The organism is Pedobacter nototheniae (genome assembly GCF_032678625.1).
Taxonomy (GTDB): Bacteria; Bacteroidota; Bacteroidia; order Sphingobacteriales; family Sphingobacteriaceae; genus Pedobacter; species Pedobacter nototheniae_A.
The window spans coordinates 183,062-205,843 of sequence record NZ_JAVTSO010000006.1 but is presented as its reverse complement, the minus strand read 5'-3'; the positions used below and the strand labels follow the sequence as shown (position 1 = coordinate 205,843).

17 protein-coding genes are annotated in these 22,782 nt (G+C 35.9%); 10 read left to right on the top strand and 7 right to left on the bottom strand.

What is annotated here, in order from left to right:
- Positions 1-111: 111 nt before the first annotated feature.
- Both R2Q77_RS17470 and panB read right to left on the bottom strand, forming a co-directional pair.
- Positions 112-798, bottom strand: coding sequence for an RluA family pseudouridine synthase (locus R2Q77_RS17470; RefSeq protein ID WP_316805016.1), 687 nt, complete (start codon positions 796-798; stop codon positions 112-114).
- A 110-nt stretch (positions 799-908) separates the two neighbouring features.
- Positions 909-1,724 (bottom strand): 3-methyl-2-oxobutanoate hydroxymethyltransferase, encoded by an 816-nt coding sequence (panB, locus tag R2Q77_RS17465; RefSeq protein WP_316805015.1) that lies wholly within the window; start codon positions 1,722-1,724, stop codon positions 909-911.
- A gap of 333 nt (positions 1,725-2,057) precedes the next feature.
- On the opposite strand from panB, the gene carA reads away from it, so the two are divergent.
- The 6 genes from carA to R2Q77_RS17435 all read left to right on the top strand — a co-directional run bounded on the left by carA (position 2,058) and on the right by R2Q77_RS17435 (position 7,886).
- Positions 2,058-3,170, top strand: a complete 1,113-nt coding sequence (gene carA / locus R2Q77_RS17460) for a glutamine-hydrolyzing carbamoyl-phosphate synthase small subunit (RefSeq protein ID WP_316805014.1) — start codon at positions 2,058-2,060, stop codon at positions 3,168-3,170.
- A 74-nt stretch (positions 3,171-3,244) separates the two neighbouring features.
- The gene (locus R2Q77_RS17455; protein WP_316805013.1) at positions 3,245-4,102 is read left to right on the top strand and encodes a hypothetical protein; all 858 of its coding nucleotides are present in this window, start codon (positions 3,245-3,247) and stop codon (positions 4,100-4,102) included.
- Positions 4,103-4,203: 101 nt separating this feature from the next.
- Positions 4,204-4,968 (top strand): ABC transporter ATP-binding protein, encoded by a 765-nt coding sequence (locus R2Q77_RS17450; protein WP_316805012.1) that lies wholly within the window; start codon positions 4,204-4,206, stop codon positions 4,966-4,968.
- 57 nt (positions 4,969-5,025) lie between these two features.
- The gene (locus R2Q77_RS17445) at positions 5,026-6,102 is read left to right on the top strand and encodes an ABC transporter permease (protein ID WP_316805011.1); all 1,077 of its coding nucleotides are present in this window, start codon (positions 5,026-5,028) and stop codon (positions 6,100-6,102) included.
- An 81-nt stretch (positions 6,103-6,183) separates the two neighbouring features.
- A complete protein-coding gene (locus R2Q77_RS17440; protein WP_316805010.1) occupies positions 6,184-7,140 on the top strand; it encodes a Fic family protein in 957 nt (318 codons plus the stop codon).
- A gap of 47 nt (positions 7,141-7,187) precedes the next feature.
- Positions 7,188-7,886 (top strand): XAC2610-related protein, encoded by a 699-nt coding sequence (locus tag R2Q77_RS17435; RefSeq protein WP_316805009.1) that lies wholly within the window; start codon positions 7,188-7,190, stop codon positions 7,884-7,886.
- A gap of 37 nt (positions 7,887-7,923) precedes the next feature.
- Here the strand turns inward: R2Q77_RS17435 and R2Q77_RS17430 are convergent, their stop codons facing one another.
- From R2Q77_RS17430 to kbl, 4 genes are all read right to left on the bottom strand, one after another.
- A complete protein-coding gene (locus tag R2Q77_RS17430; RefSeq protein ID WP_316805008.1) occupies positions 7,924-8,499 on the bottom strand; it encodes a TetR/AcrR family transcriptional regulator in 576 nt (191 codons plus the stop codon).
- Positions 8,500-8,502: 3 nt separating this feature from the next.
- The gene (locus R2Q77_RS17425; protein WP_316805007.1) at positions 8,503-8,916 is read right to left on the bottom strand and encodes a hypothetical protein; all 414 of its coding nucleotides are present in this window, start codon (positions 8,914-8,916) and stop codon (positions 8,503-8,505) included.
- Positions 8,916-9,956 (bottom strand): phenylalanine--tRNA ligase subunit alpha, encoded by a 1,041-nt coding sequence (pheS, locus tag R2Q77_RS17420; protein ID WP_316805006.1) that lies wholly within the window; start codon positions 9,954-9,956, stop codon positions 8,916-8,918. Before pheS ends, R2Q77_RS17425 begins: the two co-directional genes overlap by 1 nt.
- 146 nt (positions 9,957-10,102) lie before the next feature.
- Complete coding sequence (gene kbl / locus R2Q77_RS17415) at positions 10,103-11,290, bottom strand: glycine C-acetyltransferase (RefSeq protein WP_316805005.1); 1,188 nt, start codon at positions 11,288-11,290, stop codon at positions 10,103-10,105.
- A gap of 247 nt (positions 11,291-11,537) precedes the next feature.
- On the opposite strand from kbl, the gene R2Q77_RS17410 reads away from it, so the two are divergent.
- Complete coding sequence (locus tag R2Q77_RS17410; RefSeq protein WP_316805004.1) at positions 11,538-13,985, top strand: DUF5686 and carboxypeptidase regulatory-like domain-containing protein; 2,448 nt, start codon at positions 11,538-11,540, stop codon at positions 13,983-13,985.
- A 129-nt stretch (positions 13,986-14,114) separates the two neighbouring features.
- Entirely contained in the window at positions 14,115-15,056 is a 942-nt protein-coding gene (locus R2Q77_RS17405) for a rhodanese-related sulfurtransferase (RefSeq protein ID WP_316805003.1), read from the top strand.
- A gap of 69 nt (positions 15,057-15,125) precedes the next feature.
- On the opposite strand, the gene R2Q77_RS17400 is transcribed toward R2Q77_RS17405, so the two are convergent.
- On the bottom strand, positions 15,126-16,283 hold the full coding sequence (locus tag R2Q77_RS17400; protein WP_316805002.1) for a M57 family metalloprotease: 1,158 nt from the start codon (positions 16,281-16,283) through the stop codon (positions 15,126-15,128).
- 324 nt (positions 16,284-16,607) lie between these two features.
- Here R2Q77_RS17400 and R2Q77_RS17395 point away from each other — a divergent pair, with 324 nt between their 5' ends.
- Together R2Q77_RS17395 and R2Q77_RS17390 are read left to right on the top strand one after the other, a co-directional pair.
- Positions 16,608-19,493 carry a triple tyrosine motif-containing protein gene (locus R2Q77_RS17395; RefSeq protein ID WP_316805001.1) on the top strand — a complete coding sequence of 962 codons (2,886 nt, stop codon included), beginning with the start codon at positions 16,608-16,610 and terminating at the stop codon, positions 19,491-19,493.
- A gap of 254 nt (positions 19,494-19,747) precedes the next feature.
- Entirely contained in the window at positions 19,748-22,771 is a 3,024-nt protein-coding gene (locus R2Q77_RS17390; RefSeq protein WP_316805000.1) for a TonB-dependent receptor, read from the top strand.
- Positions 22,772-22,782: the final 11 nt, after the last annotated feature.

Below are 22,782 nucleotides of genomic sequence, written 5' to 3'. Positions count from 1 at the left end.
CCAATCTTTTAAACCTCATTTGAATCAAAATGGCAAATAAAAACAGGACATATGGCGAGTAGTTTTTTCTACAGTTGAGTAAAAAATCTACATAAAACAAGATTTTGAATCTTAAAAATTTTCAAATCTTTCCCAAAAACCATCAACAGGCAATTTGGCAAAAATATTTACAGGTTCTTTTTTAACAGGGTGCATAAACTGCAATCGGCGTGCATGTAGGCAAATGCTGCCTTTTCTGCTGCCTCTTGGGTAACCATATTTATTATCTCCAACAATTGGACAGCCCATAGAGGATAGTTGCACCCTAATTTGGTGTGAACGCCCCGTTAAAGGATCAACTTCAATCAGGTAATAATCTGCAAAAGGTGTAATTAAACGATAAGATAATTCAGCGCGCTGGCTACCCGGAACTTCCGAATTGTAATAAGTAACAACGTTTTTCTGAGGATTTTTAATCAACCAATGCACTAAAGTACCAGCTGGTTTTTCAGGTTTTTTCCGAACAATGGCCCAGTACGTTTTTTTAACCTCACGGTTTTTAAAAGCAGCATTCATCCGCTCCAGGGCCTTACTAGTTTTGGCAAATAAAATCACTCCACTAACCGGACGATCTAAGCGGTGTACAACACCCAAAAATGCACCATTAGGTTTATTGTATTTTTTTGCGATATACTTTTTTACCTGTTCATCCAGGGGTTCATCTCCGGTTTCATCAACCTGTACAATATCTCCGGCCCTTTTATTAATGGCTATTAAATGATTGTCTTCAAAAAGTATGTCGTTATCGGTAATTGGCATGTACCCTCCGCCCCAAAAAAGGGGAACTTAGTTTTAATTAGTTAGTATATAATAAATTTTACAGCGCTTCATTTCAGAAACACAAAAATTCTCCTTTAGAGGGAACGGGCTTAATATTGTTCTTTTTCGTTAGGAAAATCATTGGCTTTCACATCACGAATGTAAGATTGTGCAGCACCTAAAATATCGTCGTACAAATTAATGTATTGGCGTAAAAAACGTGGCTTAAATCCTTTGGTTAAGCCAATCATGTCATTAACCACCAAAACTTGTCCATCGCAATGCTGCCCCGCTCCAATACCGATGGTAGGAATTAAAATACTTTCAGATACTTCTTTGCCCAAAGTCGCCGGAATTTTCTCTAAAACAATAGCAAAACAACCTGCATTTTGCAACGCAATAGCATCGGTTTTAAGTTTATTTGCTTCCTCTTCTTCTTTAGCACGTACGGTATAAGTTCCAAATTTGTAAATAGATTGCGGTGTTAAACCCAAATGGCCCATTACCGGGATTCCAGCAGTAATGATCCGTTGTACTGATTCTATAATCTCTTCGCCACCTTCTAATTTCACCCCATGTGCACCAGATTCTTTCATAATGCGAATGGCTGAATTTAATGCCTCTTTTGAATTACCCTGATAAGAACCAAAAGGCAAATCGACCACAACAAAGGCACGTTTAACTGCCCTGATTACTGATGCAGCATGATAAATCATTTGATCTAAAGTAATCGGAAGGGTTGTTTCATGACCAGCCATTACATTTGATGCAGAATCGCCTACCAGTAAAACATCAAGTCCGGCATCGTCTAAAATCGTTGCCATTGAATAATCGTAAGCCGTAAGCATGGATATTTTTTCTCCACGCTGTTTCATCTCTTGCAGAATATGCGTGGTAATGCGTTTTATTTCTTTATGTACCGACATCTGTTTTGTTTTGTGCTGTCAAAAGTATTACTTTTTCTTCAAAAAGGTGTATCGTAAAAGGTATATGACAAAAGCCTTATGCAAGCTTGCTAAATGAAAAAGAATAAGCATGCTGCACATCATTCAAATCATTTTTTAAACCTAAAACCAGCAATGGTTTTCTTTCATCTATTTCATTTTTCTCTTTACATTACCAATCTTTAATGCTATCTTTGTACCCCGAAATGGAAGGGATATATTCATCATTTTTTGCCCCCTGCAAAAACGGCTTTATTGCCGACAGCCATTCTTTTTTCAACTCTTTTTTAATCAAAAATCCATATTGTAATTAACATGACTAACTACACCAAGTTACCTGCGATTTTATTACTTGCCGACGGCACCGTTTTTTATGGCAAAGCTGCCGGAAAGATTGGCACTACAACCGGCGAAATTTGTTTTAATACCGGGATGACAGGTTACCAGGAAATTTTTACCGATCCGAGTTATTTTGGACAGATAATGGTTACCACCAATTCTCACATTGGTAATTATGGTATCCAAAAAGATGAAATCGAATCTGACTCGATAAAAATTGCAGGTTTAGTTTGTAAAAACTATAACATTGTGTATAGCCGTAAACAAGCTACAGAATCTATCCAGGATTATTTTCAAAATGATAATCTCGTTGCGATTTCTGATATTGATACCAGGGCGCTTGTTCGTCATATAAGAGATAAAGGTGCAATGAATGCCATTATATCTTCTGAAATTACTGATCTTGATGAATTAAAAAAGAAACTTGCCGAAGTACCCTCAATGGAAGGCTTAGAGCTTTCATCAAAAGTTAGCACCAAAGAGCCTTATTTTTATGGCAATCCTGATGCAGCTTTAAAAGTGGCGGCCTTAGATTTGGGCATTAAGAAAAACATTCTGCGCAATTTCGAAGATCGCGATATATATGTTCAGGTTTTCCCTGCTAAAACCACCTTTGCAGAAATGGAAAAATGGAATCCTGATGGTTATTTTATATCCAATGGCCCTGGCGATCCATCTGTTATGCCATATGCTGTTGAAACTTTAAAACAAATTTTAGAAGCGAACAAACCAATGTTTGGTATTTGTTTAGGCCACCAGTTATTGGCTGAAGCAAATGAAATTGGCACAATGAAAATGTTTAACGGCCACCGTGGATTAAACCATCCGGTTAAAAACATTATTAAAAACCATTGCGAAGTAACTTCTCAAAACCACGGTTTTGGTGTAATTCCTGATGAGGTTAGAAATTCTGATAAAGTAGAGATTACCCATATAAACTTAAACGATAAATCTATTGAAGGTATTCGTGTTAAAGGTAAAAAAGCATTCTCGGTGCAATATCACCCGGAGTCTTCTCCAGGCCCACACGATTCTCGTTATTTATTTGATGATTTTGTAAAGGTTATCACAGGCGAACTAACCTGGTAAACCTTGCAGCTTCTCTAAAAGCATTAAAACACTGCTCAAATTTATTGGCAGTGTTTTTTTATTTAAATTAGTAAATGACAAATATAAAACGCCTTCTATTTTTTCTTGTTTGCGTGTGCCTGTTTAGCGGATGTATTTCGAGGCTTTCGCGCCCTGCAATTTCGGGTACTATTTTAGATTACCAGCATAACCCGGTTGCTGGCTGTAAAGTTGGAGAAACCGTAACTGATGCAAAAGGCAAGTTCTACCTTAAAGAAATCCGTTATAGTAAATTCTTTATTCCTGAAATATTTTATATGGAAGCACCGCCGCTTCATTATATGGAGGAAATTAAAAAAGAAGGCTTTTTAAGCTATAAGATTCAAGCTTTTAGCACATTTGGTGGCGGACAACAAAAGGGTGCAACGGCCAATATAGATACCATTTACATAAAGAGGATTAACGAGGTTGTTAAAACTGAAGATTATATCTACAACAACTGGAAATTTGCAGCAAATAAAAGCTTAGATACACTTTATGGTATAAATGCCAATTACAGAATCGCCAACAGCATTACCAATAACCACGATTTTGCAGAAAAAATGAATTATGGCCTGGACTATAAATTTAAAACCACTAAAAAGCCTGATAGCAACTGGAGTGCTGAATATTACGACCTAAAAACGACTTACTTTGTATCGCTTAATCCGCAAGGCAGCTACAGCGCAAAAAAGGTGAGACAATATCAAAATGCGTGGAAACAAAGAATGCTTTACGACCGCTTGTATCGGGAATCTTATTCTATTCCAACTGATAGCATAATTACAAAAGGCAATTTTAAATTTTTAAAGGATAAAATTATTTTTGAAGAAGCTTTTAACCAGTCAAAAAGTATCTACAAAGTAGATTCCATCGATCGTGATGTGATTATTTTAACCCGAAGCAATAAATAGCACATGGTTTCACCTACTCTATTCATCATTTCACCGACATTTTACGCCCATTGTGTCGAAATTCATTTTCTATTTATTTAAAGCTCCTTACATTTAGACTTATGGAAACAAAAAAAGCCATTATCAGTGTTAACAATCTGGTAAAAAAGTATGATGACTTCTTAGCCGTTCAGGGTTTAAGTTTTGAGGTTTATGAAAATGAAATCTTTGGTTTATTAGGCCCTAATGGTGCCGGAAAAACCACTACATTAGAAATTATTGAGACCTTAAGAGAGAAAACATCAGGCGAAATCATTGTTGATGGTTTCTCAGTTGACAAACAAGCCCAGGAAATTAAGCAGATTATTGGCGTACAATTACAGGCAGCGGGCTACTATCCTAACCTTAACCTTATAGAGTTACTGGAACTGTTTGCAGGCCTTTACGGCGCCGATGTTAAGCCAATGGATATGCTGGAGAAAGTTAACCTTCAGGATAAAGCTAAAGCAAAATATAAAGCGCTTTCTGGTGGCCAAAAGCAACGTTTTTCAATTGCCACAACCTTAATTAATCAACCCAAGATTATTTTCCTCGATGAGCCTACAACAGGTTTAGATCCTCAGGCGAGGAGAAATTTGTGGGACCTTATTATTGATATTCGCAATAATGGCACAACCGTGGTTATTACAACCCATTATATGGACGAAGCCGAACAACTTTGTGACCGGGTAGCTTTTGTAGAGCGCGGGCAAATTATTGCTTTGGATACACCCGATCAGCTTATTGATAACTTAGTGAACAGCGGTTTTGAGCGTAAAAAAGAAGTTAAAAAAGCCAATCTGGAAGATGTATTCATAAACCTAACGGGTAAAGCCTGGCGAGAATAATCAATCGCTTTAATCTAATTATATAAAAATATTACCACTATTAAATTACAATAGTAAATGAAACAATACAGCAATACAAAAGCAACCTTGGCTCTTGCCAAGGCAAGTTTTCGTTCAATCATGCGAAGCCCGTCTGCAGTGGTTTTTACGCTTGCTTTTCCTTTAATTTTTATCCTGGTTTTTGGGTTTTTGGGTGGTGGCGGCACACATATTAATGTTGGTGTTGCACCAAATGCCGATGTTAAAAACCCTGTTATTGAAAGCTTGAAAAAAACAGGTATGATCCGTCTTGTTAAAAATAAATCTCAGGGCGATTTAAGCAAACTATTAGAAAAAGGAAATGTAGATGCTGTAATTGATGTGCACAGAAAAGTAAATACTGCTGCTTACTCCGTAAGTGTTGCCTACACTTCTGCTTCAAGAGATAAAGGTGCTATCCTAAAATCTGTTTTGAACAATCTTTTTTACGATAAACAGTTAAAACCATCTGTTGCTGAGGTTAAGGAAAGTACCGTTGAAGGCCGGGAATATAAAACAATTGATTTTATTCTCCCTGGGCAATTAGGCTTTTCTTTATTAAGTACAGGTGTATTTGGTACCGCCTTTGTGTTTTTAAGCCTGCGCCAAACGCTTGTAATTAAACGCTTTTTTGCTACTCCGGTTAAACGATCAAGCATTGTAATTGGCGAATGTATTGCCCGCATCGGGTTTGCGTTAATTGGCGCCATATTTATTATTTTATTGGGCCATTTCTTTTTTAGCTTTACACTTGTTCACGGTGCTTTAACCGTGCTAAACATGCTCATACTGGCAACACTCGGTATAATTGTGTTTATGGGCTTTGGGTTTATTATTTCGGGGGTTGCCAAAAACGAAAGTATGGTTCCTCCTATTTCAAACATTGTAACCTTACCACAATTTTTATTATCAGGCACATTTTTTTCTATTGAAGCCTTCCCATCCTGGCTACAACCGATTAGCCGGGCATTACCACTAACTTACTTAAATGATGCTATGCGCAAAGTTGCTTTTGAAGGACAAGGCTTATGGGACGTAAAACAACAAATATTAATTCTAATTATTTGGGGGATTGGAATCTACGCTGTTGCCGTTAAAGTATTTAAGTGGGAATAAAAATTATTAGATATAGTTAAGAAACTAATTAATATCGGATGATAGACTTTTTAATTCGAAACGATATTAGTACATTTGGGTGTGTGGAAATTTGATTTAACAGATCTAAATGATTTACAACCACTTATAGATAGGTTGTACGAAAAAAAATCAATGCTTGACGCTTCAAGACCATTGCCTGGCAGCGCTTTGCGAAGAATAAAAACAGATCTTAGCTTAGAATGGACATACAATTCAAACAGTATTGAAGGAAATACCCTAAGCCTTAGAGAAACTCAAATTGTATTACAGGAAGGCATAACGGTTAAAGGTAAATCATTGAGAGAGCATTTCGAAGTATATAACCACGACAAAGCAATAGACTACCTTTATACACTTGTTGATGCAAGTAAAACCATCAGAACAATTGATATCCTTTCTATCCATAGTTTAGTATTAAGAAGTATTGAGGATGATTACGCAGGTCGTTTAAGAAATGGCGGGGTACGTATTATAGGCGCAAATTTTGTTCCGCCCAATGCCAATAAGGTTCCTGATTTATTAGATGAACTAATTTTATTTGTAAATGAAAATCCGCAGGGCCTTAACGATATATTGTTAAGTACCATATTTCACCATAAACTGGTTTGGATACATCCATTTTTTGATGGAAATGGCCGTACGGTTCGTTTAGCGATGAATTTGCTTTTAATGCGCAAAGGCTTTCCACCAGCAATTATTTTGAAAACGGATCGTAAAAAGTACTACGAGGCATTAAACCAGGCTAATCAAGGGCAATATCACAAACTTTGCCTGCTTATGCTCCAAGCGGTTGAGCGTTCCTTAAACATGTATATTAATGCGCTTCCCGGAAAAGATTATGGAGATTATGAACCTATTGCTTTTATTGTTGAAGAACCGGATGTTCCGTATGGGCAAGAGTATGTAAGTTTATTAGCCAGGCAGGGAAAAATTGATGCTTATAAAGAAGGTCGGGAGTGGCTTACCACCAAGGCTGCAGTAAAAGAATACATTAAGAACAGGAAACGAATACGTTAACTTTATTTAACTTTTTGGTAAAGTATATTCAATTAGTTTTGTAAAACATGATGAAGAAATTATTCCTGGTTTTTACAACCTCTTTGCTAAGCACTTGTGCAATCGCTCAAAATAAATTTGCAGATAATGCCAGTTCTGAGAAATATCAGGCTAAAATCAATGTAGAAACCTGTAGTGAGGGTTTATGCACCGGAAAGGCGAGCATTATTTTACTTGATAAGATTACGGGTAAAGAAATCCAAACTTTTAATTCGAAGGATTTAGATTTTTCTTTAAAAACACATCAGGATCCAAAAGAGGGTTTGGTTGAACTTGGCAAATACCAGAGCCCTTTAATATTTGGTGATTTTAATTTTGATGGTCATGAGGATATAGCCATCAGAAATGGCAGTAATAGTGCTTATAGCGATCCTTCTTACGATGTTTATGTTTTTAACAGTAGTAAAAGCAAATTCGTAATTAATAAAGAACTAACAAATTTAGCCAGTACAAATTCAGGAATGTTCAATATAGATCGTAAGAACAGGCAATTATCCGTTTATAGGAAAGATGGCTGCTGTTACAATAAGACTACTTACTATAAAACAGACCGCAAAAATGGTTTAACAGAAATATCTTCAGTGATAGAAGACTCGAGCATCGGGGATTATGTTACCGTAATCACGCAAAAAGTTATTGACGGAAAAACAAAAAAGACTATAGAAAGATTTAAAACGAAGGAATATTATAAGGATGATCAGAATTAATGTTTGATATTACCCAATCGCAATATCAAACATTATTTTATAAAGCGGCTTTAACCAGAAAGGGAAGAATCTCTTTTTGGAAGCTAACAAAGTTTTTGCGTACGTCAGAATCACTTACTGATGTAAAAGCAAAAGAAAATACAATACTTTTACTCGCTTTTAATAAAAATGCCAGGCCTTCGCGTCGGGCTGGATTATTTTTAAAATTATCAAGCTCTAAATAGGCTGCTAATAACAAGGCTTCAAGCTGATCGGACAAATGCTTTAAAAATTCCTGGGAATTTGCATTCTCACGAACAAAATCCCATCCAATAAACTCATTACATGCTGTAAAAGATAAGCGGCTGGTTTTCATAACCAAAGCTTTTAAATGCTCTTCTTCTGAAGCATAACTGATTTTATTGTTCAATATTTCGTGCAGGTTCTGATCTAAATAATCCATTAAAATGCTATCCAGCACCTGCTCTTTACTTTCAAAATATTTATAAATTGTTGCTTTGGCAATACGTGCTTTTTTAGCAATTTCATTTACACTGGTTTTATGATAACCATACTTCCTAAAAAGTTCTTTAGCTGCTTTTTTTACAGTTTCCTTTATTTTTTCAGCTTCCATTTTTTAATTGCTAACGGTTATTGTATTTAAGGTTACCGCTACCGTATATTGTTTTAAATATTTTTCTGCAGGTGCTTTTGCCGGACTACCATCCAGCAGCAAAAATTTAGCGCCCGAACATGGATCGGTTACAGTGATGCCTTGTGATTCATCATTATTCAGTGCGCATCTTTGTTGCGGGTTAACAGTGCTGCAACGATCGTAAGCCATGTAACGTCCGTTAGAGCGGTAAAGGATTAATCCTGCCACTCCATAACCACTAATAAATATGGGCGTTCCGGAACTTAATCCGCTTAAACGTGGATCAGTTAATAAAGTTGTAAAATTAACGCCAACCTCCGGAATATAATTATCTTCTTTACCACAGCTTGTAAATAAAACAAGCACAAACAGCATGCTGTATATTACGCTCTTCATTATATTAAAGCTGATTTAAATTGTTTTAAGAAACGGGCATCATTTTCTGAGAACAAACGCAAATCTTTAATTTCGTATTTCAAATTTGCAATGCGCTCAATACCCATTCCAAAAGCAAAACCACTGTATTTTTTAGAGTCGATGCCACAGTTTTCCAATACATTTGGATCGACCATACCACAACCTAAAATTTCTACCCAACCGCTATATTTACACAACTGGCAACCCGCACCTTTACAAATGGTACACGATATATCCATCTCTGCAGATGGTTCTGTAAATGGAAAATATGACGGGCGGAAACGCACTTTTGTACCCTCTCCGTAAAGTTCCTGTACAAAATAAAATAACGTTTGTTTCAAATCAGCGAAAGAAACATTTTCGTCTACATACAAACCTTCTATCTGATGGAAAAAGCAGTGTGCACGGGCAGAAATGGCTTCGTTACGGTAAACGCGGCCTGGCATAATTGCCCTGAAAGGTGGCTGTCCTTGCTCCATCATTCTAACCTGTACTGAAGATGTGTGCGTACGCAAGGCAATATCTCCTTTTTCACCACCTTTTTTAATAAAGAAAGTATCCTGCATATCCCTTGCCGGATGTTCTTCCGGAAAGTTTAAAGCAGAGAAATTGTGCCAGTCATCTTCAATTTCTGGTCCTTCTGCTACAGTAAAACCAAGTTTAGCGTAAATTTCAACAATTTCGCGACGTACGAGGGCTAAAGGATGACGTGATCCCACTTCAAATCCTTCGCCGGGCAAAGTTAAATCCTGTTGGTTAACCGTTGCATTGGCGTCATTAATTTCTGTAACTTCTTTTAAGGTCAGATATTTTGATTCAGCAAGTTGTTTAAACTCATTTAAAACTTTACCTAATGATTTTTTTTCTTCAACAGAAACAGATTTAAAATCATCAAAAATTTCTTTTATGATGCCTTTACTTCCTAAATATTTAATACGGAACTGCTCTAACTCGTCTGCTTTTTCAGTTACAAAAGCATTAATTTTTTCGGTATACTGTGTTATTTTTTCCTGTAACATGGCTTCAAATATACGGCAAATTATCTAATTTTTTTAATGTTATCGGGTTCAAAAAATCTGTTTACAATATCATTATAAAAGAAAATGAACCCGAAACAAGAAAAGCTGCACAAACGCAGCTTTTCTATTATTTTATGTATTTAAAATTAAATCACACCCAATTCTTTACCCACTTTGATAAAAGCGGCAATGGCTTTATCCAGGTGGTGCTGCTCGTGCGCTGCAGATAGCTGAACACGAATACGGGCTTTGCCTTGCGGTACCACCGGATAAAAAAATCCGATTACATAAATGCCTTCTTCGAGCATTTTTGCCGCAAAATTTTGAGCAATTTTAGCATCGTAAAGCATTACCGGAACAATTGGATGGAAACCTGGCTTAATATCAAACCCTGCGGCAGTCATCTTTTCACGGAAATATTTCGTATTGTTTTCAAGTTTATCTCTTAAAGAAGTTGTTTCGCTTAACATATCCAAAACCGCTATAGAAGCACCTGCAATTGCCGGAGCGAGCGTATTTGAGAATAAATATGGACGAGATCGCTGGCGTAACATATCGATAATTTCTTTTTTGCCAGACGTAAATCCACCTGACGCACCCCCTAAAGCTTTACCCAAAGTGCCTGTAATAATATCAATGCGATCGATTACATTAAAGTGCTCGTGTGTACCGCGGCCTGTAGCGCCAATAAAACCTGTACAATGAGATTCATCAATCAATACTAATGCTTCATATTGATCTGCTAAATCGCAAATTTTATCTAAAGGAGCAACAGAGCCATCCATTGAGAAAGCACCATCCGTAACAATAATCCTATGTCTGCAATCTTTAGCTGCAATTAATTGTTTTTCTAAATCTTCCATATCTGCATTCTTAAAGCGGAAACGTTGTGCTTTACACAACCTAACGCCATCAATAATAGAAGCATGGTTCAATTCATCAGAAATAATAGCATCTTCTGCATTAAACAAAGGCTCAAAAACACCACCATTCGCATCAAAAGCTGCAGCATATAAAATGGTATCTTCAGTTCCTAAAAACTTAGATATTTTTGTTTCAAGTTCTTTATGTACATCTTGTGTACCACAAATAAAACGTACTGAAGACATTCCATACCCATGATCATCTATCGCTTTTTTAGCAGCTTCAATTACTTTTGGATGAGAAGAAAGCCCTAAATAATTGTTTGCACAAAAATTAATAACTTCAGCACCGCTGCTTATTTTAATATCTGCACCCTGCGGTGAAATTATAATTCTTTCGCGTTTAAATAATCCTGCGTTTTCTATCTCTTCAAGTTCTTTTTGCAGAACCGGCTGTAGTGTTTTATACATGGCTTTTTTAATAATTGATTAGCTGTCAAAGTTATAAAAAAATCCATTTCAGCCTACATAATCCTTTATTATCAACTCATCATTTTTTGTAGTCCGTCTCACCTATTCAACTATTTTAACTTGCCTTGCAAACCATATTCAAAAAAATACATTATAAAATAATACACATTAACAAACTTTAACACCCTTACATATGTATAGTGTAAAAACTTATTCGATATTTATAGCTTAACTACTCAAATACTTTATGATCAGATTCTGCGCACTCCTTATTCTTTGCGGTTTAGGCCATGTAGCAATTGCACAAAAAATTACCATTACCGGAACAATTAAAGATACCAGCGGGCAACCTGTTCCGTTTACTTCTGTTTATTTAAAAAGTACAACCCATGGTACTTCTGCAAATGTAGATGGTAAATACAGCATCAAATTAAATAAAGGTGAACAGACGCTAAGTTTCCGAGCAGTTGGCTACAAACAACAGGAGCAACAGGTAAATGGAACCGAAAGCCAGGTTTTAAATATCGTTTTAGCATCTGAAAGTTATACGTTGAACAATGTTAACATTAAAGGTAATGCAGAAGATCCTGCTTATGAAATCATCCGCAATGCGATAAAACAACGTAAAGCACATTTAAATGAAGTTAAAGCCTTTAGTTGTGACGTTTATATAAAAGGAGTGCAAAGATTAAAAGGGGCACCGAAAAAATTCTTCGGTCAGGATATTCAAAAAGTTTTAGAACTGGACACCAACAGAAGAGGAATTATTTATTTATCAGAATCTGAAAGTAAATTTAGTTTCAGACGTCCTAATGAGGTGCACGAAGAAATGATTTCTTCTAAAGTTGCAGGGCGAAATAATGCCTTTAGTTTTAATAAAGCTTCAGACCTGATCATTAATTTTTACGACAACTACTTATTAGAGAATACGTTAAGCGCAAGAGGCTTTATCTCGCCAATTGCAGACAATGCCATGTTCTATTACAAATACAAATACCTGGGCGAAACCAGGGAAAATGGCGAAGTGGTTAATAAAATTGAAGTAATTCCACGCCGTTCAAACGACCCGGTTTTTAGAGGAATTATTTACATCCTTGAAGACAGCTGGAGGATCTACAACACAGATTTATATCTGACAAAAAATGCGGGCATTAATTTTATTGATACCTTAAACATCAGTCAGCAATTTACCAAGGTTAAAGATGTCTATATGCCTACAAACATCAATTTCCAATTTGATGGAAATGTTTTAGGCTTCAAATTTTCTGGTTACTATTTAGGCGTGTACAGTAATTATGATATTGCACCTGTTTTTCCGAAAAACCACTTTAATGGCGAGATTTTAAAAGTAACCGAAATGGTTAATAAAAAAGATTCTATTTATTGGAAAAATAACCGTCCCATTCCTTTAACCCCTGATGAACGGCTGAATTATGTTAAAAAAGACAGCGTTGCCAAATTAAAGGAATCCAAACATTACCTGGATTCGTTGGAAAAGGAAAACAATAAATTTGGTCTGCTTAAACTTTTACTTCACGGTTATAGCATTAATGATCGTTATGATAAAGAGTATTATAGTTTTGACCCGGTTTTAAGATCATTATACTACACTACGGTTGAAGGTTTTGGAATAAGGTATGGCCTTACTTACCGCAAGGTGTATGAAAACAATCGCTTTTTTAGAATCAGACCTGAGCTTAGGTATGGTTTTGCCAATCAAAAACTAACCGGAAGTTTAACCGGCTATTATTTCTACAATCCGCTAAAAAGAGCAAGTGTTGGTGCATCTTTTGGAAATGGTATTTTCGATCTTAATAACTTAGGCTCAATGACGTTATTGGGAAACTCAATCAATTCTCTTTTTTACGAGAAGAATTTTTCTAAATTTTACGAAAAGAATTTCATTAATATCAATACTTCCCGAGAGCTGGTTAATGGACTGCAGGGAACTATAAATGTAGATTACAGTAAAAACAAAACGTTAACCAACAGTTCTAATTTTAAGTTTGTTGATGCCAAAGACAGAGAATTCACTTCAAACAACCCATTTTCACCAGAAGTTGAGACGCCTTTATTTCCGACTTATAATTCTTTAAGCGCTACAGTTAACCTAACCTATACCATAGGGCAAAAATATATAACCCGTCCTGACGGTAAGTTTTATACAGAATCAAGGTTCCCTAAAATTACCGTCTTGTATAAAAAGGGATTTAAGGATGTATTGGGCAGTGATGTTGACTACGATTTTGTAAAAGCAGAAGTTTCGCAGGAAAGAATTGGTTTAGGTTTATGGGGTTATACTTCATTTTTAGTTGGGGCTGGAAAATTTTTAAACAACAACAAAATGTATTATCCTGATTTTAAACATTTCTCAGGTAACATTTCGACCATTTTCCCGCCTAACATCAGAAAATTCCAATACCTCGATTTTTATCAGTTCAGTACTTACCAGCAATATTTTGAAGCGCATGTTGAGCATAATTTTGCTGGCTTCTTTTTGAATAAAGTGCCTTTATTACGTAAATTAAAGCTGGAGGAATTTATGGGTGGTGGTTATTTATCCTCTCCGGAAAAAAGAAATTATAAAGAGTTTTACTTTGGTGTACAACGCTTGATATTAAGAGCGAGTTATGGCTTTGCTTACGATGGTAGCAAGAAAATATCACAGGGCTTCAGAATTAGCTACGGATTTTAAGAAACAGCAATAGGCGGAAGGTATAAAGCATAGCATTTTTAAACCTTCCGCCTTAAACTTTTTTACCTTGAACCTTTTTATTATCTTTGCCTCGCTTTAAACGCCGTTTGCAACGGTATCAACAGCGTTATGAAAAAATATCAGACACTACTTTATTATTGCTATAGCTATATAGCAGATGCAGAGCAATTTGCTGCAGACCATCTTAAATTTTGTAAATCTTTAGACTTAACAGGCAGAATTATTGTTGCTAACGAAGGCTTAAACGGCACTGTTTCGGGCACAGCAGAAGCTTGTGAAGCTTATATGAAAGCAACACACGCTGATGCAAGGTTTGCTAAAACAGAATTTAAAATTGATGATGTTGAAGAGCCTTCCTTCATTAAAATGCATTGCCGTTATAAATCAGAAATTGTACATTCAGGTTTAAGAGATACCTCTATTATTGACCCGAACAAACAAACAGGAAAGCATTTGGAACCTGCTGATTTTATGGCGATGAAAGATGATGAAGATGTGGTTATTTTAGACGTAAGGTCAAATTATGAGCATAATCTTGGCAAATTTAAAAATGCAATAACACTCGACATCGAAAATTTCCGTGATTTTCCGGAAAAGATAAACGAACTGGCTCAATACAAGGATAAAAAGATTTTAACATACTGTACAGGTGGTATTAAGTGCGAAAAAGCTTCGGCTTTACTTTTACACCATGGTTTTAATGATGTTTATCAGTTACATGGTGGCATTATAAAATATGGAAAAGAAGCTGGTGGAAAAGATTTTGAAGGCAAATGTTATGTTTTTGATAACCGGATTGCCGTTGATGTAAATGACGTAAACCCAACCATAGCTTCTGTATGTTACAATTGTGGCAAAACAACGCCTAAAATGATTAATTGTGCTAATCCGGAATGCAATGAGCACATTACACAATGTGATGAATGTGGTGCGCATCTGGAAGGATGCTGTTCGGCTGAATGTACAACAAACCCACGTAAACGCCCATATGATGGAACCGGTTATTACGTAAAAGTACCACAACCGATTGGAAAGATTACTTTAGCTTAAAAAGCTACTTCACATATTTAAAACGGCAGATATCAATATCTGCCGTTTTTATTTACATTTAATTCTAAATTAGTACACACTGATGTGACCAGTTGTACCTGCTCCACCTGTTGTTTGGAAAAAACCTGACCAGTTTACCGATCCACTTGCCGGCATGGTAAATGTTTGTGTTAAAGTATTATTTTGCATATAAACATAATTTCCGGCTGAAACACTTAATTGTGCACCACTTATAGAGCATTGAGTTGTTGTACCCGGGCCATAAGCTGAAACAGTTAAGTGAACCAGTGTACCAGCCGGAGCAGTTATGCCTCCGCTACCCGACCCGCCAGTGCCGTTAACCCAATCATAACTACCTTTGCCATTAATTTTAGGAGATGGTGTTCCGTATAAAAAATTTAATGCAATCTCATCATTTGAGTTAAAAGTACGGTCTCCACCGTTACTGCACGCAAGCATAAAGGAGTTCGCATCTGCAGCAGATGGTGTACCCGGAATTTGTACCGCACCAGGGAAGGTTTGTACATCATTAGGATCGTAGCTATTTCCTTCGTTAATACTTGAACCTCCACAGCTGTAAGCCCTGTTAAAATAATCTGTATGACGCAAACCTATGCAATGTCCAATCTCATGCTGTATAACTCCGGTTACATAGCCTAAATTAGGATTGGCTCCATAAGCCTGTACATTTGTATTCATCCCTATTGTACTATATGGCAATCCGGTAGTTGATGGAAATCCAGAGTAACCTAATGTAATAAAACCGCCACTTGGCCCTTGGTCAAAACCTGTAATTTGTATATCGCCACCACTATTAACAATTTGAAACTGGATTCTCAAACCCAGTGCATTATATCGCGTAACTGCAGCACTTGCTGCTGTAGAATACACTGTTGGTAAATTTGAAATTGATACCGTAATTGTTCTGGGCAAACTTGTTACTAAGTTGCTTGTTCGATACTGTTCAGATTTAGCAATCACAAGGTCTTTTGGTGTTGCAATGTTGCTCAATTCGCTCTTTTTAACGTATATGTCGCCTTCTACTATATACCCCTCTTTAAAAGGGTACACATTGTTGGTTCTCAGCCCCATTTTAGAAATCGCACTTAATACGTCCTGAGGTACCTCCTCAGCTTTAGCAGCCGTTAATGTGTCTTGCCGTTTACAGGCACTGATTGTTAAGATAACCGATAATCCCAACAAGATAGAGTAAAGTTTCTTTTTCATAAATTAATTTATATTTAGCTTTCAGCAATTTATAAATTATTTAATTATTACTCAAATAATTCTCATGAAAATGTAATATCTATTCTAATACAAAACATAAGAATAGCTACGATATCAATATTTAAAATATGAAAATAAATACGCATAAAACATACTTTATATCAATTCATTTATCAGTGCTATTTGTAAATTAATACTTAATTCATGTTGTACAAGTATTAAATCCAACAATACAATCCTCAACCTGTTTCATAGAAAGTAGCCTTTTGCTGTTTATTAAACTACAAACTGTATTTTTGCAAAACCCTTACGCCATTTAAAATTATGAGTAAATGTTTTTTATTCCTTGCTTATTTGTTCATATTCAATGTATCAGCTATAGCCGCTGATATAAAAAGCATAGGTGTACCATATATAGAAAACTATCCTAAATCTGTTTATTCAGCTGGCAACCAAAACTGGAGTATAACTAAAGATAAAAACGGTGTTATGTATTTTGGCAACGCCGAAGGCTTGCTTACTTTCGATGGGCGTTACTGGCAAAAATATAAAATGCCAAACCGTCAAATTGTAAGATCGGTTGCAACAGATAACAATGGGAAAATTTACACAGGATGTTTTGGTGAATTTGGCTATTGGGCAGTAAAAAACAATAAATTAAGCTATAATTCCTTAGTTTCACTTTTACCTAAAGGGAGTAGAATCAATGATGAAATCTGGAAAATTTATGTAGATAAAGATCGGGTAATCTTTCAATCTTTTACAACCATTTATATCTACAAAAACAATAAAATTGAAGTTGTAAAAGGTCCCGCAGCGTTTCTATTCCTTCATAAAGTAAATAACCGTTTCTTTGTAGAAGTACTTGAAAAGGGACTTTTTGAACTTATCGGAAGCAAATTAATTCACTTACCACTAAGTGAGCAGATGGGCAAAGAGGGTATTTTATCTATTCTGCCCTACAAAAACGATGGTCTTATTATTGGCACTATTAAAAATGGTCTGTTTACTTACGACGGCAAAAATTTCGTACCGCTCAATACCCCTGCAAATGCATACCTGAAAACTTACCAGCTTAATAATGGGGTAAGGTTATTGGATAAATATTACGCTTACGGTACAATTTTAAACGGCTTGATTATTATTGACGAGGATGGACACATTGTGCAAAAAATAAACAAGTCAAGTGGATTGCAAAACAACACCGTATTAAGTTTATATGCAGATGATGAACAAAACCTTTGGACAGGGTTAGATAATGGCGTCGACCGCATTGAACTTAACTCTCCTTTATACTTTTATTTCGATAAAACCGGGCAATTTGGTACAGTTTACTCCAGCATCATTTTCAACAACAAAATCTATCTCGGTACCAACCAAGGTATATTTTATAGTGAGTGGTCTGCCGACAAACAACTTCTACCGTTTAATTTCCGTTTAATTCCAAACTCCCAGGGGCAGGTATGGGAATTATCCATCATAGATAATCAATTAATTTGTGGCCATAATAGCGGTACTTTCAGGATTGTAGATGATCGGATTGAAAAAATATCGACAATAAGTGGTGGCTGGACAATTAAAAAACTAAACTCTAATCCCAACTATTTAATACAAGGCACGTATACTGGTTTGTCGTTATTTATGAAAATCCCAGGATCTGATTTTAAGTTTATTTCTAAAATAAGTGGTTTTGATGCCCCATCAAGATATATTGAACAAGATAATAAAGGTGATATATGGATTAGCCACGCGTATAAAGGACTTTATAAAATTACATTAAGCACTGATTACAGACGGGTAACCAGTACCAAATATTATGATGAGAAAAATGGACTCCCGGGAAATTATAATATCAATATGTTTGACCTGGAAAATAAAATTGTTTTCTCTTCAGATGCTGGCTTCTATACATATGACGAACTAAGCAATAAGTTTACCAAGTACGATGTATTAAATCACAAACTTGGTTCATTTTCTACCTCAAATAAAATCATCAACGCAGGCGGGAAAAAATATTGGTTTATAAACCATGGGAAAACGGCGCTGGCAAACTTTAGTGAACCCGGAAAAATTGAAATAGACTCCAATCAGTTTAGTCTTTTAGATGGGCGCATGGTTCAATACTATGAAAATATAAGCCGTATCGGCAATTCTATTTATTTGATTAGTGTGGATGATGGGTTTGTAATTTATAACCCCACTCTAAATCTGGTTGGCGGAAAACAAAATAAACTACCTTCAGTACTCATCAGGCGTATTGACGACATTACAGATAAATATTTCACAATCAGTGAAACGGGAAATAATGGAGCGTCAATAGAAGTTCCATTCAGCCGGAACAATATTCGTATATCTTTTGCCCTTCCCTACTACAGGCAGGCTAAAATAAAGTTTCAATACTTTTTAGAGGGATATTCCAAAGACTGGTCTGACTGGAGTTATGCCACACAAAAAGATTTCACCAATTTAAGTAGTGGAAATTATAAGTTTAAAGTTCGTGCTAAAATAGACGATTCATCTATAAGTCAAATTACCACCTTTGAATTTTCCATTCTACGCCCATGGTATTTGAGTAACTGGGCAATATTATTTTATTTCATCCTATTTATCGTTGTCTTAGTATCAGGAAAGAAAATTTACGAGAAAAAGTTAAAAGTTGATAGCAAAAAAATCAGTGACCGCTTACAAGCAGAACAGGATGAAATTATAAGAAAAGAAACGGAGACCAACGAAAAGCAAATTACAAAACTTCAAACGGAAAAGCTGCAGGCAGAACTGGCATCAAAAAATAGAGAACTGGCTAATTCTGCGATGACCTTGGTTTACAAAAATGAACTGCTCCAAAAATTAAGTGATGAAATAACTAAGCTTAAAGACGAAAATGGCAAGAAGCTTTCTGAAGATCAAACCCGGAAAATCCAAAAGGTAATTAACGACGGAATGAACGATGAACGCGATTGGTATTTATTTGAAAACAGTTTTAATGAAGCGCATGAAAGTTTCTTTAAAAAATTAAAAGCACAACACCCCGACCTTGTTCCAAACGACTTAAAATTATGCGCTTACCTGAGGATGAATATGAGCAGTAAAGAAATGTCCTCACTACTCAACATCTCTCTTCGTGGCGTAGAAATTCGTCGCTATCGTTTGCGAAAAAAACTTCAAGTACCGCACGATAAGAACCTTACCGAGTTTTTAATGGAGTTATAGCACTACATCATTACCTCTCAAACCCCATCTTGAAACCCCACAAAAACACTTCGTGTATTTTTTACACTTGTGTATATAAAATTATTTCCTTCTAATTCCAAAAACTGCGTTTTTGGGCTCAAATCGATATTAGTTTTATTCACTGAGATACCACTCGCAACAAAATGATGTATTAATGTTGAGGTAAAATCACTTGCACAAGCGAGAAAACAATCCCACATTTAATTAACAATTAAACCAAATTTTATAAGAGCATGAAAAGAATCTTTACAAGAATTTCTCTTTTAGCCGGAATTTGTTTACTCATGATGAACGTAGCGTTTGCACAAAACATTACGGTAAAAGGGAGAGTAACTGATGGAGGCGACAAGACCACAATCCCCAGCGTAAGCGTGCTGGTTAAGGGGACACAAAATGGCACACAAACAGATGCAACCGGTGCATATAGCATTAGTGCTCCTGCCAATGCAACTTTGGTATTTACTTACCTGGGCTACACAACCAAGGAAGTTGCAGTGAACAATCAAACAACGATTAATGTAGCGTTACAATCATCCACACAACAATTAGAGCAGGTTGTAGTGGTGGGTTATGGTACACAAAGAAAAAAAGATTTGACAGGTGCGGTTGCCCAAATTAAGGGAGAAGATATTGCAAAAGAACCTGTTTTGGCGCCTACTCAAGCTATACAAGGTAAAGTTGCCGGTGTTCAGATCATTAGCAACGGATCTCCAAATAGCTTACCAACAGTTAGAGTACGTGGAACGGGTACAATGCTTGCGGGAGCCAACCCATTATATGTTGTAGATGGAGTAATTACGGATGATATCAGAAATATTAACTCATCCGACATTGTAACAATGGATATCCTTAAGGATGCATCTGCAACAGCCATTTATGGTATGCGTGCAGCCAATGGAGTATTATTAATTACAACAAAGAAAGGTAAATCCGGTAGAATGGTAATTAATTATAATGGAACAGTTGGCTTTAAAGAAATTACTAAATTGGTGAATATGGCAGGGCCTAATCAGTACGCCGGTTACCTAAACGAAGCCAATCAGTACTACGGAACAGGAGATATCCTAATCACTCCGACTATGCTTCAGGCAGGCGCAAATACCGATTGGTATGATGCAATATTAAAAAAAGGATTACAACAAAATCATAACCTTTCTATTTCTGGCGGAAATGAAGACATAACTTACTTCTTAAGCGCAGGATATATTGCTGATGAAGGAATTATTAAAACAAACGATTTTAATCGTTTTACTCTTCGTTCAAATAATGAGTATAACCTGGCAAAATGGTTAAAGTTATCATCATTGGTTTCATTTAGCAGATTTAATCTTCGTGATGTTGATTTAGCTGCTTTTAATTTAGCTTACAGAGCCGCGCCTTATGTTGCTTCTAAAATCGGAGATAAGTATGGAAATACGTCTCTATCAAATAATTTAGGAAACCCTTTATTAAACCTGGATAAGACAAACAACGGGGGAATAGGCAATAAAGTTCAGGGTACTTTTGCAGCTGATGTTAAACCTGTTTCGTGGTTAACTTTAAGATCAAGTTTTGGAATAGATCTGGATTTTTACAAAAACACAATCTACAATTACAAATATGATAATGTTGGCCCAAATAGTGTGTTTTTAACTAATGGAGGGAATCAGTTAAGAAATAACAGTGATCTAACTGTTAAAAACAATACCACTACAAGATGGGTTTGGGATAATACAGCCACTATAAATAAATCTTTCGATAAGCATAATTTTACCTTGTTGGTGGGTATGACTTCTGAGCAATATACTTTAAACAGTTTGGAAGGAAAAAGAATAGATGTACCAGAAAGCCAGGATCAGTGGTACTTGGGCGCAGGTTCTACTGTTGGTGCAACAAACAACAACACCGGAGATAAATTTACGCGTAATTCATACATCAGTAGGTTAAACTATAATTATGCTGACCGGTATTTATTAACTGCGACCATGAGAGCAGATGGTACTTCAAGATTTCCAAAACAAAATCGTTGGGGTTATTTCCCTTCAGTTGGTTTAGGATGGAATATTATTAACGAAGACTTTATGAAAGACCAAAAAATCTTTACAGCATTAAAGCTGAGAGGTGGTTTTGGTAAAGTTGGTAATGATCAGATTCCAACTTCTACTTATTTTCCAATTGCAGCAATTAACGTTCCTTACTATTTTAACGGTTCTGAATATTTAGGGATTTCTTTTGATGAATTGCCGGATAAAAATGTGAAATGGGAAACAACAAAAGAATTTGATTTGGGCTTAGAACTTGGTTTCTTAAACAACAGATTAACAGCACAGGTAGATTATTACAACAAAAAAACTGAGAATGCTTTAATCAACATTGCAATTCCTGCAATTTTAGGCGACAAAGACAGTCAGTATACTACAAATGCCGCTTCTTTCTCAAACAAAGGCGTTGAATTTGCATTAAACTGGTCTGATAATATTGGAGAAGACTGGAAATATTCAATTGGTGGAAATATTGCTTATAACCAGAATAAAATTACTGGTTTAAATGGAGGCCAGGCTTTATTTGATGGTTCAATAGGTTCTGGATTCACAACTAAATCAGATAATGGACAACCGATTGGAAGTTTCTTCTTACTACAAACGGATGGTATTTTCCAAAATGCAACTGAAATTGCTGCATCAGCACAAAAAGATGCTAAGCCCGGCGATTTACGCTATAAAGATATTAGTGGTCCAAATGGTGTTCCGGATGGCGTAATTAATGACTTTGACAGAGCTTTTTCGGGTTCATATCAACCTAAGTTTACTTATGGCATAAATGGAAATATCTCTTATAAAAGTTTTGATTTGAGCATTTCAACTTACGGAACACAAGGAAGTATGATTTACAATGGTAAAAAAGCTTCACGTCCGGATTCAAGAGACAATATAGAAACCAGTGTTGCAGTTAACAGGTGGACTCCAAACAACACTGGTACTGGTATTCCAAGAGCAAATTTAAGTCAATTACCAAATTCAACTTACTTTTTAGAGAAAGGTGATTTCTGGAGAATAAATAATATAACCTTCGGGTATACCTTACCAAAAAATCTGTTATCAAAATATAAGGTTGAAAAACTTAGGGTATTTGTTACTGCTCAAAATTTAGCAACAATAACTGGCTACAGTGGCTTTACGCCAGAGATTACAAGTGATACACCTTTAAAGGCTGGTATAGAAACTTCTATCTATCCAACTACAAGAACATTCGCTTTTGGTGTTAATTTAGGTTTTTAAATTTATAACAG